General features: G+C 64.8%; 15 protein-coding genes. 8 read left to right on the top strand and 7 right to left on the bottom strand.

Going from position 1 to position 18,089, the window contains the following annotated elements; genetic code table 11:
- The first annotated feature begins 48 nt into the window (after window positions 1–48).
- The 4 genes from FHS96_RS08580 (at window position 49) to FHS96_RS08565 (ending at window position 5,502) form a co-directional block, all read left to right on the top strand.
- Window positions 49–507, top strand: a complete 459-nt coding sequence (locus FHS96_RS08580; RefSeq protein ID WP_429589258.1) for a hypothetical protein — start codon at window positions 49–51, stop codon at window positions 505–507.
- Window positions 504–908 (top strand): hypothetical protein, encoded by a 405-nt coding sequence (locus tag FHS96_RS08575; RefSeq protein WP_429589255.1) that lies wholly within the window; start codon window positions 504–506, stop codon window positions 906–908. The genes FHS96_RS08580 and FHS96_RS08575 overlap by 4 nt, the downstream gene beginning before the upstream one ends.
- A 100-nt stretch (window positions 909–1,008) precedes the next feature.
- A complete protein-coding gene (locus tag FHS96_RS08570) occupies window positions 1,009–1,902 on the top strand; it encodes an ABC transporter ATP-binding protein (protein WP_429589252.1) in 894 nt (297 codons plus the stop codon).
- 9 nt (window positions 1,903–1,911) lie between these two features.
- Window positions 1,912–5,502: an ABC transporter permease/M1 family aminopeptidase gene (locus FHS96_RS08565; RefSeq protein WP_429589249.1), complete on the top strand. Its 3,591-nt coding sequence runs from the start codon at window positions 1,912–1,914 to the stop codon at window positions 5,500–5,502.
- 111 nt (window positions 5,503–5,613) lie between these two features.
- Here FHS96_RS08565 and FHS96_RS08560 read toward each other — a convergent pair whose 3' ends face one another.
- The 3 genes from FHS96_RS08560 to FHS96_RS08550 all read right to left on the bottom strand — a co-directional run bounded on the left by FHS96_RS08560 (window position 5,614) and on the right by FHS96_RS08550 (window position 9,054).
- Window positions 5,614–6,888, bottom strand: a complete 1,275-nt coding sequence (locus FHS96_RS08560; protein WP_429589246.1) for a M20/M25/M40 family metallo-hydrolase — start codon at window positions 6,886–6,888, stop codon at window positions 5,614–5,616.
- 120 nt (window positions 6,889–7,008) lie between these two features.
- Window positions 7,009–8,166: an SH3 domain-containing protein gene (locus FHS96_RS08555; RefSeq protein WP_429589244.1), complete on the bottom strand. Its 1,158-nt coding sequence runs from the start codon at window positions 8,164–8,166 to the stop codon at window positions 7,009–7,011.
- A 27-nt stretch (window positions 8,167–8,193) separates the two neighbouring features.
- Window positions 8,194–9,054, bottom strand: a complete 861-nt coding sequence (locus FHS96_RS08550; protein WP_429589241.1) for a hypothetical protein — start codon at window positions 9,052–9,054, stop codon at window positions 8,194–8,196.
- Between the two features lie 123 nt (window positions 9,055–9,177).
- On the opposite strand from FHS96_RS08550, the gene FHS96_RS08545 reads away from it, so the two are divergent.
- Window positions 9,178–9,663: a GreA/GreB family elongation factor gene (locus FHS96_RS08545; protein ID WP_429589239.1), complete on the top strand. Its 486-nt coding sequence runs from the start codon at window positions 9,178–9,180 to the stop codon at window positions 9,661–9,663.
- Window positions 9,664–9,765: 102 nt separating this feature from the next.
- A complete protein-coding gene (locus FHS96_RS08540; RefSeq protein ID WP_429589236.1) occupies window positions 9,766–12,099 on the top strand; it encodes an acetamidase/formamidase family protein in 2,334 nt (777 codons plus the stop codon).
- A gap of 86 nt (window positions 12,100–12,185) precedes the next feature.
- Here FHS96_RS08540 and FHS96_RS08535 read toward each other — a convergent pair whose 3' ends face one another.
- Window positions 12,186–13,421: a L,D-transpeptidase family protein gene (locus FHS96_RS08535; protein ID WP_429589234.1), complete on the bottom strand. Its 1,236-nt coding sequence runs from the start codon at window positions 13,419–13,421 to the stop codon at window positions 12,186–12,188.
- A 205-nt stretch (window positions 13,422–13,626) separates the two neighbouring features.
- A complete protein-coding gene (locus tag FHS96_RS08530) occupies window positions 13,627–14,328 on the bottom strand; it encodes a FadR/GntR family transcriptional regulator (protein WP_429589231.1) in 702 nt (233 codons plus the stop codon).
- A 238-nt stretch (window positions 14,329–14,566) separates the two neighbouring features.
- On the opposite strand from FHS96_RS08530, the gene FHS96_RS08525 reads away from it, so the two are divergent.
- Window positions 14,567–14,818, top strand: coding sequence for a helix-turn-helix domain-containing protein (locus FHS96_RS08525; RefSeq protein WP_429589228.1), 252 nt, complete (start codon window positions 14,567–14,569; stop codon window positions 14,816–14,818).
- A 111-nt stretch (window positions 14,819–14,929) separates the two neighbouring features.
- On the top strand, window positions 14,930–15,361 hold the full coding sequence (locus tag FHS96_RS08520) for a DUF2934 domain-containing protein (protein ID WP_429589225.1): 432 nt from the start codon (window positions 14,930–14,932) through the stop codon (window positions 15,359–15,361).
- On the opposite strand, the gene glgA is transcribed toward FHS96_RS08520, so the two are convergent.
- Window positions 15,339–16,799, bottom strand: coding sequence for a glycogen synthase GlgA (gene glgA / locus FHS96_RS08515; protein ID WP_429589222.1), 1,461 nt, complete (start codon window positions 16,797–16,799; stop codon window positions 15,339–15,341). The genes FHS96_RS08520 and glgA overlap by 23 nt on opposite strands.
- Complete coding sequence (gene glgC / locus FHS96_RS08510) at window positions 16,799–18,067, bottom strand: glucose-1-phosphate adenylyltransferase (RefSeq protein ID WP_429589710.1); 1,269 nt, start codon at window positions 18,065–18,067, stop codon at window positions 16,799–16,801. The genes glgA and glgC overlap by 1 nt, the downstream gene beginning before the upstream one ends.
- Between the last annotated feature and the right edge of the window lie 22 nt (window positions 18,068–18,089).

Here is an 18,089-nt window from a genome sequence, read left to right as displayed (position 1 = left end):
ACGCCGAACTCTGTGCCTTCGGCACGCTGACCCGGAAGATCTCCAACAATGCTGCGGGTTTCCGCGTGCCCCGGCTTCTCCCCGGTGCATCCGCGGGGTTTCCTGCCGATCATCGAGCCGTGCATCTGGGATGTCGGCGCCACCATCGGCTTGCGCGGCGATGTCAATGCGGTGAAGGCGGATCTCAGCCAGAGCTTCGGATCCAACAAGGCCGATTTCCGTGTGTTCGATACCGCCAACCCATCGCTGGGCGCGGACAGCCCGACGCGGTTCGATGCGGGCAGCTTCACCTATCGCCAATATGTCTGCGACCTCACCGTCTCGATGCCGCTCGACGGCGTGCTCGCCGGCGGGATGGATTTGCCGCACTGTCGGCGACGCGCTCGGTGGATACGGCGAGCTGAGCCGCGATTGTGCCGTCGGGCACTGTTTCGGGGGGCACGAGGGAGTAAACAGGGCAAAACAGAGGGCCGCATCCTAATCATCATCGACGAGGTGAGACGATGAAACGCGGCTTGTTCCTGACCATGATCACATTCGTAGGCGCGATCGCCGCGCCGCTCGCGCTGACCGCGCCCACGGTGGCGCTCGCCGCCAATCCTGTGCAGAAGAAGCTCGACCTCGCCGATCGCGTAGTGGGCACCTATGAAGGCGCGGTGACGTCGGACTCGCGCGGATCGTCGCGCAACAATATCACCGTCACTATAACCAAGATCGGTCGAAACATGATCGAGATCAAATGCGACTACGCGCGCATTCCCTCGCGTCGCGTTCAGCTCGAGCAGGTCGCGGATTCGATCCAGGCGGTAAGCGGTTCGGATATTACATTCCTGGTTGAACTGCAGCGTGACGCCGACCGCATCGATCTTTATATCGACGGTGCTGCATTGCTGGTCAGGCGAAGCTGATCCGATTCCGAAGGGCGCGAGAACGTCGTTCGTCGATTATGGCTTCACGGCAGGCTCGTCACGGTTAGTCTCGTTGCGTCGCACAACGAGGGACTTACGGATGCTCGAGCTTGCCAATCTCATCCATGTCTATCCCAATGGCACCCGCGCCCTCGATGACGTGACATTGTCGATCCCGAAGGGGATGTATGGACTGCTCGGCCCCAATGGAGCCGGCAAGTCGACCCTGATGCGCACGATCGCGACGCTGCAGACGCCAACATCGGGCAGCATCCGCTTCGGTGATATCGACGTGATCGCCCAGCCTGAGCGGCTGCGCGAGACTTTGGGCTATCTGCCGCAGGACTTCGGCGTCTACCCGCGCGTTTCCGCCTACGACATGCTTGATCATATGGCGGTGCTGAAGGGCGTCGCTTCGGCGCGCGAGCGCAAGGAAACCGTCGAGACGCTGCTCAACCAGACCAACCTCTGGAGCGTCCGCAAGAAGGCGATCGCTGGGTTTTCGGGCGGCATGCGCCAGCGCTTCGGCATCGCGCAGGCGCTGATCGGCAACCCGCAACTGATCATCGTCGATGAGCCGACCGCCGGCCTCGACCCGGAGGAACGCAACCGCTTCCTCAACCTGCTCGCCGAGATCGGCGAGAATGTGGTCATCATCCTGTCCACCCACATCGTCGAGGATGTCGCCGATCTGTGCCCGCGCATGGCGGTGTTGGACGCAGGGCGCATCCAACTCGAAGGCGCGCCGCTCGACCTGATCGCGCAGATGCATGGCCGGGTGTGGAAGAAGACGATCGGACGCGAGGAACTCAAGGCCTATAGCGAAACCTATCAGGTGATCGCGACGCGTCTGTTCGCGGGCCGGACGATCATCCATATCCTGTCGGACGGCGACCCCGGCGATGGCTTCGCACCGGTCGAGGGCGGGCTCGAAGACGTCTATTTCGCGACGATCGACACCAGCCGCCGCGGCGCCGCCGCCGCGGCGGCCTGAGGCGCGGCCATGTTCGCGCGCATCGCAGCGTTCGAGCTGCGCTACCAGCTTCGCAACCCGGTATTCTGGGTGGTGCTGGTGCTGTTCTTCCTGCTGACTTTCGGCGGCACGACGGTCGAGCAGATCCAGATCGGTGGGGGCGGCAACGTCCACAAGAACAGCCCGGCGGCGATCGCCGAGGTGCATCTGATCTTCTCGATGTTCTACATGTTCGTGACGACCGCGTTCGTCGCCAACGTGATCGTGCGCGACGATGAGAGCGGGTTCGGATCGATGGTCCGCTCCACCCGCGTGCGCAAGTTCGACTATCTGTTCGCGCGGTTCCTGGGCGCCTTCGCAGCGGCGGCGATCTCGTTCATCGCGGTGCCCGTCGCGATCTGGTTCGGATCTTTGATGCCGTGGCTGGACAGCGAGACGCTGGGGCCCAACAAGCTTGCCGACTATCTCTATGCGTTCGGCGTATTGGCGCTGCCCAATCTGTTCATGACCTCGGCGGTATTCTTCGCGGTGGCGACGATGACGCGGTCGATGCTCTATTCCTATGTCGGCGTCGTCGTCTTCCTCGTCCTCTATATCGTCCTGGTCTCGTTCACCGTCTCGAAGCCCGAATATCGCGAGGCGGCCGGGTTCATCGAACCCTTCGCCAATGCCGCCGTGGCGAACGCCACGCGCTACTGGACTGCGGCGGAGGCGAACAGTCTGACTCCGCCCGTCACCGGCGCGCTGCTGTGGAACCGCCTGATCTGGTTCGGCGTCGGGCTGGCGGCGCTGGTGCTGGCCTATACCCGGTTCAGCTTTGCCGAGCGCGGTGCTTCGGCGCGTTCGCTGCGACGCCAGGCCAGGAAAGCGGCGAAGCTGGCCGCGCAGCCCCCCCTGATCGTGGCGCAGTTGCCGCCGGTCCGGCCGGCTGCAGCGGGCTGGACGCAATTATGGGCGCGCTGCCGGTTCGAGATGGTTCTCGTCTTCCGCAGCCCGGCTTTCGCGGTGCTGCTGCTGCTCGGCCTGTTCAACTCGGTCGGCGGACTGCTGTTCGGCAACGAGATCTATGGCACGCCGGCGATCCCGCGGACCTTCTCGCTGATCGAATTGCTGATCGGCACGTTCGGCATCTTCCCGGTCATCATCGCGATCTACTATGCCGGCGAACTGGTGTGGCGCGATCGGGACCGCAAGTTTCACGAGATCATCGATGCCACGGCGCTGCCCAACTGGGCCTATATGGTGCCCAAGACGCTGGCGGTGACCGGTGTGCTGTTCGCGACGCTCGCCATCTCGGTGATCGCGGCGATTGTCGTCCAACTCGGCCGTGGACTGACCGACATCGAGATTGGCCAATATCTCGGCTGGTATCTGTTGCCGCAGACGGTGGAGATGGCGATCCTCGCCGTGCTCGCGGTGTTCGTGCAAGCGGTGAGCCCCAACAAATATATCGGCTGGGGGGTGATGGTCATCTATCTCGTGGGCACGATCACGCTGACGAACATCGGCTTCGAGCATCCGCTCTACAATTATGGCGCGACCGGCCAGACGCAATTCTCCGACATCAACGGCAGCCAGGTCGGCGGGATGCTTGGCTGGTGGCTGAGGCTCTATTGGGGGGCGGTTGCGGTGGTGCTGGCGGTGCTCGCGCATCTGCTGTGGCGGCGGGGCACCGAAACACGGCTGCGGCCGCGACTGGCGCGCATGCCCGCGCGGCTCATGGGACCGGCCGGCGCGATCCTGGGAACGGCGCTGCTTGTCGCGGTGCTGACCGGGGGCTGGCTGTTCTACAACATGAACATCCTCAACCGCTATGAAACGCGCGAGGATCGCGAGAAGCAGCTCGCCGACTACGAGAAGAAATATCTGAAATATGAGAAGATCCTTCAGCCGTCGGTGACTGACATCAAGATGGATGTCGCGCTCTACCCGCGTGAGCGGCGGATGCAGGCGAGCGGCACCTATCGCTTCGTCAACGATACCGGCGCGCCACTGTCCGAACTTCATGTGCGCTTGTCCAATCGCGACACGCGGCTGGTGTCGGTGAACCTGCCTGGCGCCCGCCTCGTTTCCAACGACGCCGATGCCCAGTACCGCATCTATCGCTTTGCGACGCCGTTGGCGCCGGGGGCCACCGGCGCGATCAGCTTCGCATCCGAACGGCACCAGAAGGGGCTGCGCGCCAATGGTGACGATGTCCGCCTCGTCGGCAATGGCAGCTTCCTCGACAATAGCGAGTTCGCGCTGCAGATCGGCATGAGCCGCGCCGGGCTGCTCGACGATCGCATCAAGCGCCGCAAATATGGCCTGCCCGCCGAGCTACGGCCGGCCAAGCTCGAGGATCTTTCGGCAACGCAACGCAACTATCTCGGCAATGCGGACTGGGTGCATTCGGACATCACATTGTCGACCGATGCGGACCAGACGCCGATCGCGCCGGGCCGCCGTTTGTCGGATGTGACGCGGGGCGGGCGGCGCACCGCGCATTTCGTCTCGATGGCGCCGATGCTCGCTTTCTTCTCGGTGCAGTCGGCGGCCTATGCGGAAAAGTCGATCGACGCCGACGGTGTGAATCTGACGGTCTATTATGACCCCAAGCATGGCGCCAATGTCGATCGCATGCTGAAGGCGATGAAGCTGTCGCTGGCCTATTATCGCAAGAATTTCGGGCCCTATCAGTTCGACTATACCCGGATCATCGAGTTCCCGGGCTATGCGACCTTTGCGCAGGCGTTCGCGGGCACGGTACCCTATTCGGAAAAGATCGGCTTTCTCGCCAACACGACCGATCCCGACGCGATCGACTATGTCACCTATGTCACCGCGCATGAACTAGGCCATCAATATTGGGGGCACCAGCTCGTCAGCGCCGACATGCAGGGCGGCACGATCATGGTCGAGACGCTCGCGCAATATTCGGCGCTGATGGTGATGAAGCATCTCTATGGCGAGGAGAAGATCCGCCGCTTCCTGAAATATGAACTCGACAATTATCTGCGGTCGCGCGGTGCCGAGAAGATCGAGGAATTGCCGCTCAACCGTGTCGAGGATCAGGGCTATATCCATTATCGCAAGGGATCGGTGGTGATGTACCTGCTGCAGGACCGGCTGGGCGAGGCGCGGGTCGATGCGATGCTTGCGGGATTGCTCGATCGCTATCGCTTCAAGAGCCAGCCCTATGCCCGCTCGACCGATCTGGTCGATGGCTTCATGAGCCTCGCCCGTACGCCGGCCGAGCGCGAACTCGTCGCCGACCTGCTGACGCGGATCACGATCTACGATCTCAAGACCGAGACCGCGGTCAGCCGCAAGCTGCCCGACGGCACTTATGAGACGCTGCTGACGGTGAAGGCGGGCAAGGCCTATGTCGATGGCAAGGGCAAGGAGAGCAAGGCGACGCTCGCCGACGACATCGACATCGGCCTGTTCGACAAGCGGCCGGGGCTCGGCGCATTCGATCGCAAGGATGTGATCCTGATGGAGCGCCGGCCGATCCGCTCGGGCACGCAGCAGATCCGCGTTGTCACCAAGCGGCAGCCGCTGTTCGCGGGGATCGACCCCTACAACAAATATGTCGACCGCAACTCGGACGATAATGTTGCGGACGTGACGCTGAATTGAACGGGGCGCATACCAAGCTGCGATGGGCGTGACGCATCGCAGCTTGGTCAAGCCCGCGCGGCGCCTGAGCGAAGCCGTCTCCCGATCGGTCGCAGACCGAGCGGGACGGTATTAACGACTGGCCGCGGCGATCACCGTGGCCAGCCCGGCGCTCATGCCGCGTACGCTTTCCTCGATCTCGACATCGATCCACTCGTCGGGCGAATGTTCCGCACCGCCGCTGCCGCCCGAACCGATCGCGATCGCCGGGATGCCGAGGTTCATCGGCACATTGGCGTCGGTGGAAACGGGGATGAAGCGCGTCTTGTAGCCGAACGCGCGGGAGGCGGCGAAGGCGAGGGCGCCGAGCCCTGCGGTCTCGTCGGTCTGACCCGCCGGGCGTTCGCCGATCCGCTCGAAGGTGACGCTGACGGTACCGCGCGAGGTATCGCGCGTCGCATTCTCCTCGGCGACCGCCCGGTCGACGATCGCGCGCAATTCGCGATCGACCCGTTCGACCTCCGCCGGCGAGACCGACCGGATGTCGACATCGAGGAAGACGCGCGGCGGGATGGTGTTGACCGAGGTGCCGCCGCCGACGACGCTGGCTGAATAGGTCGTCCGCGGATCGCCCGGCACGGTGATGCCGTAGAGGCCGGTCACCGTCTTCGCGAGCGGCACCATCGGGTTGACGATGCCGAACTTGTCGAAGCTGTGCCCGCCCGGGCCGTTGAAGATGATGTGGTGCCGCCGTGAGCCGACGCCGCGGGTCACGATCGTCTCGGCGCCGCTGCTGTCGACCGAGATGAACGCCGCGGCCTTGCGGCCCGGCTGCGCCTCGCCGAACAGATGGCGCATGCCGCGCAGGTCGCCGGGGCCTTCCTCACCGACATTGCCGACGAACATGATGTCGCGGTCGGTTTCGATGCCGGCCTTGTCCAGCGCACGGCGGAAGGCGAGGAGGACTGCAAGGCCGCGGCTGTCGTCGCCGATGCCTGGTGCCATCAGCCGCGTGCCCTCGCGCTTCACCTTCACGTCGGTGCCTTTGGGGAACACCGTGTCGAGATGCGCGGCGACGATCAGGGGGCCAAGCTTGCGGTTCTTGCCAGGGCGGATGGCGATGACGTTGCCGACCGGGTCGGTCGTCACGTCGGTGAAACCGCTCTTGCGCATCAGGTCGGCATAGGCGCGGCCACGCTCCGCCTCGCCAAACGGCGGTGCGGGGATTTCAGTGAGGGCGATGATTTCGGCCACCAGCCGCTCATGGTCCGCGCGCAGCGCCGTCTTCGCGGCGTCGAACCGTTCGGATGCGAGCAGCTTCACCAACGCGGGCGGTGCTGCGGGTTCCGGCTGCGCGGGCGGCGACGCGGTGGCTGCGGCCGCGAGCAGGAACAGGGTTGCACTCATGATCATGGTCTCCGGCGCGATGACTTGCGACGTCGCCTCAGACCATATTCGCCGGCGGCGGTAAACCGCAGGCGATCTCCCATCCCCCGGCTGCGCGCCGGGGGATGGGAGGATAGCACCTCAGCTCAGCGCCAACCTCAGGTCGCTCAGTTGCGCATTGGTTTCGGACGAACTGCGCACACGGGCCTGCTGCGCCGCATTGTTGCCGGCGACGGCGCTGGCGACCTGCTTCTTGGGCGTGGTCTTGTCCGCCGCGGGCTTCTGCACGACCATCTTGCGCACGCCCTTCTTCTTCGGCGCCGGAGCGGGCGGGCGTGGCGCGGGCGGCGGCGAGCCGTCGAACAGCGAGGCGAGCGCATAGCCCTTCTGGCCGTTCCACTCGACCTCATACCAGCCCTGGGTCGGACTCTGGCGCACCTGCACGGGCTTGCGGGCCGGGATGGTGTCGAGCTTGGCGCCGGTCTGGTTTGCCTCGGCGCGCAAGTTCACCGCCGAGCGCGGATAGACCGTGGTCGTCGGCAGCGGCGCAGGCGGCGGGGGCGGCTCGACGCTGCCGTCGGCAGACTGGGAGACGTAGATCGCCGGCTGCAGCGTCGCATCCTGATAATAGGTCGAGTTGGTGTCGTAATTCTCGGTTTCCTCGGGCTTGGCGCCCTCGGCCAGCCGCTGCGCGCGGACATAATCGGCGACCTGCGAGGTCTGCTGGTTGGCCGCGCCCGAGATCGCCTCGTCATCCTTGACCACCCAGGTTTCGAGCAGCTTCAGCCGTTCGAGCGCGACCTTGGAATCGATCGTCTGGCTCTCGAAATCCGATTGCACGGCGTAGATCTGGGTGCGCCGGCAATTGCCGAGGTCGGCAATCTTCTGCGCAAGCGGATCATAATTGTCGACGGTGCCGGCATAGTCGGTCGCGATCGCGCGCTGCACCTCCTCGCGGTCCTTCGCCTGCTCGGCCTTGGCGGCGACATAGGCGACGACGCCGCCGGTCGCGGCACCCGCCAGCACATAGGGCAGCACCGAGCCCTTGTTCTGCTTGCCCGAATTTGCCGCCAGACCGACGCCCAGGCCCAATATGCCGCCGATCAGCGCGCCCTTGAGCGCCTGGTTGGTCTTGTAATTCTTGATGCGGGTGAAGGGCTTGCGATATTCGGCGCACTGGTCGGCGAACTTCGCCTTCTTGGCGGCGAGGGCAGGGGCGGGCGCGACGAAGCCGGTCATCAGCGTCGCGGCCGCGCCGGCGGCGAGCAGCCCCTGTCGGAACCTACGAAATGCGGACATGTGCGTTCTCCACAGCGATTAGAGCGATTAGAGCGACGCGACCTCGATTTGGCTTATCCATTTATCACGATCTGCCTTGCCCGCGCGTGAATCGCGAACCTGGCCGACGATCACCGGCAGCAGTGCCTTCAGGCGCTTGAGCCCAGCGGCGTCGAGCCGCCTGGTCAGCGCATCGGCGGCGGCATCGACATCATCCGCCGGCCGCTTGCCGAGCGACTCCACCTCGGCCGCGCAGTCGTTGAAGGCGGCGCGGCGCTCGACCTCGTTGTTCTGCATCCGCGCCTCGATTTCGGCAATCTCGCGCGCCATCGCCGGGCTGGATGCCTCGTCCCGTTGGCGGATCGCCTCGATCTGGCGGTTTACCGACAGAATCTTGTCCGAAATCTCGCGCGCATAGGCGGCGCGCAGCAAGGTCGAGTAGAGCCGTTCCTCGATCATCGCCGGGCTGTCGGTACCGCTTTCGCCGAACAGCATGTCGCGCATCGCATAGGCGCCGATGCCGCCGCCGATCAGCACCACCAGCAGCAGCGAGAGCAGGATGACGGCCGCGGAGGACCCGCGCCGTTCGGGTTCCGGCGCCGGGGCAGGCGGCGGCAGCGAACGCTCTCCGGAGGCATATTCGGTCTCGCGGTCGCGGGAGCTATATTCGGTCTCGCGTTCCTGCGGGGCGAAGGCGGTTTCCTCATAGGAGCCCGAGCGTTCGAGCCCCCAGCCGGCGGCGACGGTGGGCGCGGTCTGCGAGCGGGAGGGTTCGGCGGCGGGAAGTTCGCGTGCGCGGCAGGGCACCCCGATCGACGAGGTCGCGCGCTGGCACGAGAAGCTATAGTCGAACGACTGACAGCGATTGTAGAGAACACAATTCGCATCGTCGCATGTGTAGAGCGCCACTTTACCCCCGACTCCCTTCCATCAGTGCGTACCGTGCCCGGCGCGGCGGTGCAACGCGCTCGGCATGTTCGGGCTGGACGGCGCCGGCCTGTGCCGCCATTCGGAACGGCGAAGGAGACTATGGTGAGCGTTGCGTTTCGCCGCGAAAGCGATGACGAGCATAAGGAACCGCGGTTCGAACTGCCGTTGCCGCCCGGCCCCAACCTGGTGACGGCGCGCGGGCTGGCGGCGATCGGGGACATGGTGGGACGGCTGGAGCAGGCGGTGGCCGCGCATGGCGAGCCCGCCGACGATGCTGTGCGCGCCGCGCGGGACGACGACCAGCGCAGCCTGCGCTACTGGCGCACGCGCCTTGCCACCGCGCGGCTTACGGAAGCACCGGCGGAAGGCGTGGCGGGGTTCGGATCGCGCGTGCGCTTCAGCCTTGGCGGGCGCGAACGGATGATCGACATCGTCGGCGGTGACGAGGCCGATCCGGCGGCGGACCGCATCGCCTTCTTCGCGCCGCTCGCACGCGCGATGATGGGGGCGGAGGTCGGCGAACGCGTCGACTTCAATGGCAAGGTCGAGGCGATCGAAGTGCTGGCGGCGGCACCGATTCCCGAATGATCGCTGCACCTGCGAATTGACGGCCCGGTCCCCGCCGCATAGCTTTGGCGAAGAACCCGGCGCTGGGATACGGATGCCGCTTGCTGGTGGGGTAGTGGCCGTTTGCGCATAACGACGAATGCTTATCCGAAGGAACAACGGCGCGATGCATGGCGCTTCGCGCTGCAGCGCCTGTCGCTCACGCTCGATACGGTCGACGAGGGCGCGCTGTATGGCGAACTGATCCAGTTCCGTTCGAGCACCGCGATCGACTTCATCCGGGTGACCGGCACGCCGCAATCCTGGTCGATCGACTTCCGCGAGCAGCCGGGCTGCTTCTGGCTCGCGATGGTGCTCGATGGCAGCGCGACGATGCGCGACGGCGAACAGGCGCTGGAACTGAGCGACGGCGAAATGGTGTGCGGGCGAGGCGACAGCGTCGCGAACCTCGCCTTTCCCGGCGAGAACCGCACCCTGGTGGTACGCGTGCCGCAGAGTGTGCTGAGCATGCGCCTCAAGACGCCGATTTCCGGCCCGCCGCGCAAGATCGCGACCGATGGCGGCGCTGCACGCGTCTTTTCGGGCATGTTGCGGTCGCTGGCCGATACGATCCCTGAAATCACCACCGATCAGGCGCGGCCGGTGGAACTGGCCTTCCCGGAATTCCTCGTCACCGCGCTTCTCGACAATGCGCCGGCCAAGGCGTTGGGCGGAGCCGCGGGCATGCGCGCCGCTTTGCTCGAACGCATCTTCCAGACCATCGAGATTCGCCTCAGCGACCCCAATCTCAACTACCAGCAGGTCGCCGCCGAACATGGCATCTCGCCGCGCTATCTGCAGAAATTGTTCGAATCGATCGATGACAGCTTCGGCCATTATGTGAAAGTTCGCCGGCTGGAACGCTGCCGGCTCGACTTGCGCAGTCCGCTGCACGTGCAGAAGTCGATCTCCGATATCCTCTTCCAGTGGGGCTTCAACGATTCGGCGTCGTTCAGCCGTGCCTTTCGCGAACAATATGGCGTGTCGCCGCGCGAGTATCGCAAGGCACCGGCGCGCGAAGGCGACGAGGCGGAGCAACTCCGCCGCGGCCGGCCGAGCAAGCGGGAGAAGCTCGCGCTCGACGCCGAGGCGGGGCCGCATGGCGAGGATGAGGATGGCGAGCAGGAGGTGGACGGCCTCATCGCGCTGCCCGATGCGATCAACGGCCAGCCGGTGCGGCACCATCACCTGCCGGTCAGTCCCGAGACGGTGCATTGGGGCTATTTCAGCCGCGCGCTGAAGCCCGTGCTCAACGTGCGCTCGGGCGACTTCGTGACGATCGAGACACTGACCCACCACGCCAATGACGATCCGGAGCGGATGGTGGAAGGCGATGGCGGCGCCGAGAGCGTCTATCGCTGGGATGGGACCGGCAAGGCGATCGACCGACGTGGCGCGGGGCCGATGGATGCCAAGGCGTTCGGCCGCGGCCCCGGCGAAGGGTTCGGCGTCCATATCTGCACCGGCCCGATCGCGATCGAGGGGGCGATGCCGGGTGACGTGGTCGAGGTGCGGATCCTCGATCTGAAGCCGCGGCCGAGCGGCAATGCCCGCTTCGCCGGCAAGAGCTTCGGCAGCAATGCCGCGACCTATTGGGGCTTCCACTTCCAGGATCTGCTGACCGAGCCGCGCCAGCGCGAGGTGATCACGATCTACGAGGTGGAGACCGGCGGCGGGCGCACGCCCACCGCGCACGCGGTTTACAGCTTCCGCTGGACCGAGCAGGTCGATCCTTCGGGCGTGCGCCACAGCCGCTACGATTATCCCGGCGTGCCGGTCGATCCAGCAACGATCGAGCGCAACTATGATGTGCTGCGCAACGTCGAGATCCCGATCCGCCCTCATTTCGGTGTGATCGCGGTGGCGCCGGCGCATTCGGGGCTGGTCGATTCGGTGCCGCCGGGGGCGTTTGGCGGCAATCTCGACAATTGGCGCACCGGTCCGGGCTCGCGCGTGTTCCTGCCGGTGCAGGTGCCGGGCGCGTTGCTGTCGCTCGGCGATCCGCACGCGTCGCAGGGCGATTCCGAACTGTGCGGAACGGCCATCGAATGTTCGATGACCGCGCTGATCCAGATCATCCATCACCGTGCCGGATCGCTGCACGATCAGCTGCGCGATCTCGACTACCCGTTGATCGAAACCGACGGCGAATGGGTGATCATGGGGTTCAGCCATCCGGACTATCTGAAGGAACTGGGCGAGGATGCGCAGAGCGAAGTCTACAAGCGCTCCTCGATCGACGCCGCGATGCGCGATGCCTTCCGCAAGGCGCGCCGCTTTCTGATGACCACCAAGCAGTTGAGCGAGGATGAGGCGATCTCGCTGCTTTCGGTCGGGGTCGATTTCGGCGTGTCGCAGGTCGCCAACGGCAATTGGGGCGTTCACGCAATCATCCGAAAGGGGCTGTTCACGGGCTGATCGCCCCGCGCTTGGGCTCGACGGGGCGCGCGAACGCCACCGCCGAGTCCGATGCTGCCGGCATCGGGTGATGCCGGCGAAGCGGGTCATGCCTTAGTCGGCGCGGCCGGGACCTTGTCGACCATCCGCTTGGCCGGGCTCAGATCCTGCAACACGCGCGCGTCGCGGTCATAGGGATCCTCCAGCATCTTGAGCTGGCCATTCGCATCGACGTCGGCGGTGAAGTAAACGAGATAGACGGGCAGCTTGCGATCGAGCGAGACGGTGCGTGTCGCCGAGCCCGCCGCCGCGCGCTCCAGCGTCGCCTCGGCACTATCGTCGGTCGCGACCAGTTCGGCGGCGAGCCGGTCGATATCCTTCACGCGGATGCAGCCATGGCTGAACGCGCGCGAGTCCCGGGCAAACAGCGCCTTGGACGGCGTGTCGTGCAGGTAGATCGCATGCGGGTTGGGCATGTCGATCTTGAACTTGCCCAGCGCGTTGCGCGGACCCGGCGCCTGCACATAGCGCGTATAGCCCCCCGTCGTAATGCGCTGGAAACCGGCACCCATCCCCTTGCGGGCGATGCTTTCCGGCACCGTCCACGAGGGGTTCACGACGATCGAGCTGGCCTGCAACTCAAGCTGTGGGGTCGGCGTGCGCGGCGATCCGACGACGACAGTGTATTGCGAAACGGCCTGGCCATTGTCGACCACCGCCAGCGTATAGCTCGGTACGTTCACATAGATATGATCCTCGCCCAGCGTGCGGGGCATCCAGCGCCAGCGCTCGAGGTTGACGCGCAGGCGGTCGCGCACGGTGGCGTCGCCGCTGGTCGCATAGGCGTGGCGCAGCGCGGCGTAGCGCGGATCCTGCGGCAGCAGGCTGCGCAGCCACGGGCGGACGCCGCCCGTGGCTACCGCCTGTCGGAGGCCGCTGGCGAGCTGCATCTGGTCCATCCCCGACGCTTCGATATGCCAGTCATAGCGGGTGCGCTGCTGGATCAGGCCATTGGCATAATCATCGGCCAGCGCAAGCGCGAGCGCGTTGGCGCGGCGGTCGATCTCGGCGGTGTCGGTGCCGTCGGCGACGGCGAGCAGCCCGGCGATGTCATAGGAGGCCGGATCCATGCCCTCTCCGAGCGAGGCATGCGCTTCGGCGACGAGATCCTGTACAGCTGCTTCCGACCAGGCGCCGCGCGGGGTGGGATCGATCGCGGTGACCGCGGGAAGGGGATTGCTGCCCGCCGCCGACGACGACATCAGCGCAAACGGGGCGGCGACGACGAAGGCACTCACGCTGGTCGCCAGGGCAGCCGCAACGGTTTTGGCACTGACACGCATCGGGACGAACTCCAGTAAAGACGAAGCATCTGCCCTGGCCATTGCGGCCGGTTGGCACATGATCCGAAGTTGAGCGCTCGTCAGCGTCATGCGATTCGCTATGATCATCCAAGCGCGGTTGATGACGCCGTGATAGGATGATTCGTTTCATCGCGCTGTTCACTGGGTCACATCGAAGCTGTGACGCAGGTCTCCCCGTGGCGGGTCAGGGCATCAGCCGCTTGCGGCCCTGCGAAAGGTGCCAGCGCATCGCCAGCGCCGCGCCGTCTGCATCCTGCGCGCGGATCGCATCGACGATCACGTCATGCTCGTTCAGCATAGCAGCGATCGCTTCGGGCGGGCGCGAGCGGGAGATGTCTACGCCGGCGCGCATGATGCGGCCGATCTCTTCATGCATATGGTCAAAAGCGATAACGAACGCCGGGTTTGCGGTACCCTGCAGGATCGCGCGATGCAGCGCCATATCCTCGGCATGCGCCGGTCCGCTGGCGAGCAGGGCGGCGCGCAGCCGTGTCATCGCGCGGTCGATCTCGTCCATCTGCTCGGCGGAGCGGCGCATCGCCGCCAGCCGTGCGGCTTCGGCTTCGAGGACGAAGCGCACCTCGTAGCTGCCCAGGGTGGCGGAAAGCCCGTCCATCGGAACATGCTCGGCCAACCGTTCGGACGGACGGCGCTTGACGAAGGATCCGGCGCCGCGCCGCGCGGCAGTGATGCCGTCCGCCGCCAGCCGCACCAGCGCTTCGCGGATCACGGTACGCGACATGCCGAAGGTCTCGGCCAGTCGAGCTTCGGAGGGAAGCCGGTCTCCCACTTCGAGATGATTGTCGTTGATGATGCCGACGATGCCCGCATAGGCGCGGTCCGCCAGCCGCTCATCACTGGCCATCATCGTCACGAAACCGTTCATTTCGCCATCATAGGCGCCGGACACCACCCGCGCAAAGTGCCACCTTGGTCGCGTGCCACCGGTAGTCTGTAGGACAGGTTAGCGCTATCGCTCGTCACAAATGCGGAGTTGACTGACTAATTCGCCCGATATAGCCTAAATCTGTCCAACTGATTCAAATTATCTGTCATACGGGTTGGGTGCAGAGGAGGGCCTTGGCGGGAACCCGGCGAGGCAGTGCGTAAGGGAGAGCGATGTCATGGAGCAAGTCTCGCAAGCGGGTGCAGGGCAAGACGATCGCGTAGTTGCGTTCGGCAAGCTGACGCCGACGCAGCTCAAGGTCATGCGCGGTGTTTGTTCCGGCCTCGCCAACAAGCAGATCGCCTATGATCTCGGCATCGCGGAAGCGACGGTCAAAGCGCACATGACGGCCTTGATGCGCAAGTTGAACCTGCGCAACCGCACCCAGGTGGCGATTGCCGCGCAGTCTGCGCTGGACCGGGCGGCCTGACCTGATCGCGGCGAAATTTCGTCGTCTTTCCTTATGATTGCCGCCGCACGTTGGAACGCCTGCGTTTCGTGCTCGTTCACCGCGGAGCGGCATCAAAAGATGGAGGCGGGAATGAGCAACGATCGCGAGCGCAGAGTGCGCGACAGGGCCTATGCGCTCTGGGAGAGGGAGGGGCGTCCCTCCGGGCGGCATGATGAGCATTGGTTTCGCGCCAGCCGCGAGATTGCGGCGGAAACGCTGTCTGACGAGACAGTTACGGCAGCGGCCGCACCAAATGTCGCAACCAACACGGGCGTCGCCAAGTCGGTCTCGAGCAACAGCGCTGTCAAACCAGCAATTCCCACGACTGAAGAAGCTTGGCCCAAGGATGCCGGTTCCGACGATATGGAAACGGCCTCCGCATCGCCAGAGCCCGCCCCGCCGCGCAAGCGGGCTGCAGTGCGCGCTGCACCTGCGAAGGTCGCCGAGGCTGCGGCTTCTGCGGTCAAGAAGGTTACCGGCACCCAGCGCAAGACGACGGTCAAGCCAAAACCTGCGTCCTGATCAAGTTGTGGAACAGCGCGGCGTATTGTGACGCCGCCTGTTCCCAGGATACGTCCGACGCCAATCCGTTCTGACGTATATTCGCCCACTGCCGCTGATCGGCGTACAGCGTTCCGGCGCGATGCAAGGCTTCGATCAGTGCGGGCGTCGAGCCCGCAGCGAACTGCAGCCCGGTAGCGACGCGCGCCGATAGCGCTGCCGGATTGGCGTCGATCACCGTATCTGCAAGTCCGCCGACCCGCGCGACGATTGGCACCGCGCCATAGCGCAACGCGCAAAGTTGCGTCAGACCGCACGGTTCGAAGCGGGATGGTACGATCAGTGCATCCGATCCGGCCTGGATCAAATGCGCGATGGTCTCGTCATAGCCGATGCGGCAGGCAATGCGATCCGGATAGGCGGTCGACATTGCCCGACATGCGTCCTCGAACGCCGGGTCGCCGCTGCCCAGCAGCACGAACTGCCCGCCCATCTTCAGCAGCGTCGGCAGTGCATCTATCAGAATGTCGATGCCCTTCTGCTCGGTCAGTCGGCCGACTGAGCCCAGCAGAAAGGGTTCGGGCGTCTGCGGCAGGCCGAAGGCCGCCTGCAGCGCTCGCTTGTTTGCCTCGCGCCCGTCGGGGTTGGTCGCGCTATATTGGGCCGCGATCAGTGGGTCGGTGGCCGGATCCCAGACGCGGGTATCGATGCCGTTGAGAATGCCGCTGACATGGCCTGCACGTGTCGCGAGCACGCCATCGAGCCCCATGCCGTTTTCCCGCGTCAGGATCTCGCGCGCATAGGTGGGGGATACGGTGCTGACATGATCGGCATAGACAAGGCCGGCCTTTAGGAAACTGATCGAGCCATGATATTCCATGCCGTCGATGGCATAGGCGTCCGCCGGTAGACCAAGCGTGTCCAGAAGGTAGGCGGGAAAAATGCCCTGGAAGGCCAGGTTGTGTATCGTCATCACCACCGGCGGCCGCTTTCCGGGCGGATCGAAGTGGAGATAGGCGGCGGCAAGGGCCGCCTGCCAATCGTGCGTCTGCACGATATCGGGTTGCCATCCTCCGATGCGGCCCTGCGCGATATCCGCCGCTACGCGGGCAAGCGCCGCAAACCGCACAGGATTGTCCGGCCAGTCGCGCCCGTCGGGCGCCACATAAGGATTGCCATCGCGCACGTAGAGGTGCGGCGCATCGAGCACGAACAGGTCGAGTTCTGCCGCCGAGCCGCGGCGGATAACCGCCGGGCCGCCCATCAACGCAGGATATTCGCCGACCACCTCGCCATCGCCCAGCGCGTCGAGCACCTGTCGATAGCCGGGAACGAGTGTTGTGACCCGCACGTTCTGCGCGGCGAGTGCCGCAGGTAGAGCACCTGCTACGTCCGCAAGACCGCCGGTTTTGACGAGCGGGAAGATCTCGGGCGCAACCGACAGCAGTTGGAGCGGCATCAGCGCCTCAGTGCCGCGATCATGTCTGCGTTGATGAGGCAGATGCCGTTCTCCGTGCGGCGGAAGCGACGGGCATCCTCCACGGGATCCTCGCCGACGACGAGCCCAGACGGAATTTCGACGCCGCGATCGACGATCACATTCTTCAGCCGCACGGAACGGCCGATGTTCACACGCGGCATCAGCACTGCGTTCTCAATGGAAGAGAAGCTGTTGACGCGGACACCCGTGAACAGCAACGCGTGCCGCAGCGCCGCCCCGGAAACGATGCAATCGCCCGAGACGAGCGAAGCGATCGCTTCGCCGCGTCTCCCATCTTCGTCATGTACGAACTTCGCCGGTGCCGTCATTTCGGCGTAAGTCCAGATTGGCCATTCGCGATCGTAGAGATCCAGATCCGGCACGGTCGTCGTGAGATCAATATTGGCTGCGAAATAAGCATCCAGTGTGCCGACATCGCGCCAGTAAGGCTCTGCTTCGGGGCCTGAGCGGAGTGCCGACTTGCTGAAGTGATGCGCCCGGGCGTTCCCGCCGGCGACGAGTTGCGGGATGATGTCCTTGCCGAAATCATGCGATGAGTTTGGGTTTGCAGCGTTGTCGCGCAGCACCTCCGTCAACAGCTTGGTTTCGAAAACATAGATCCCCATGCTCGCCAGCGCAACATCCGGGCGGCCGGGCATGGCGGGCGGATCCTTGGGCTTTTCGAGGAAGTCGATGATCCGATCATTGTCATCGACGTGCATGACGCCGAAACCCGTCGCTTCCATGCGCGGGACCTCGACACAGCCGACGGTGACGCTTGCCCCGCCCTCGCAATGCTCTTCAAGCATCACGCCGTAATCCTGCTTGTAGACATGATCGCCGGCCAGGATCAGCAGGTACTTCGGCGCGTAGCTCTCGATGATGTCCAGATTCTGGTAGATGGCATCGGCCGTGCCCATGTACCAGTTGTCTTCGGAAATACGCTGGCTGGCCGGCAGAATGTCGAAGCTTTCGTTCCGTTCCGGACGAAAGAAGCTCCAGCCGTGCTGCAGGTGGCGGATCAGCGAGTGCGCCTTGTATTGGGTGGCGACCCCGATGCGCGGAATACCCGAATTCAGCGCGTTCGAGAGCGCAAAGTCGATGATCCGTGTCTTGCCGCCGAAGTAAACGGCGGGTTTGGCGCGTTTGTCTGTCAATTCCATCAAACGGCTGCCACGGCCGCCGGCAAGGACGATGGCCATGGCCTGGCGGGTAACGAGGCCTCGCAACGTGGCGCTAGGCGGCATGCATGAATATCCGTTCAGAAAG

The sequence above is a fragment of the Sphingomonas zeicaulis genome, from assembly GCF_050433225.1.
Classification (GTDB): domain Bacteria; phylum Pseudomonadota; class Alphaproteobacteria; order Sphingomonadales; family Sphingomonadaceae; genus Sphingomonas_D; species Sphingomonas_D zeicaulis.
The sequence above is the reverse complement of the archived record's forward strand: the minus strand, read 5'-3'. Positions and strand labels throughout refer to the sequence as shown.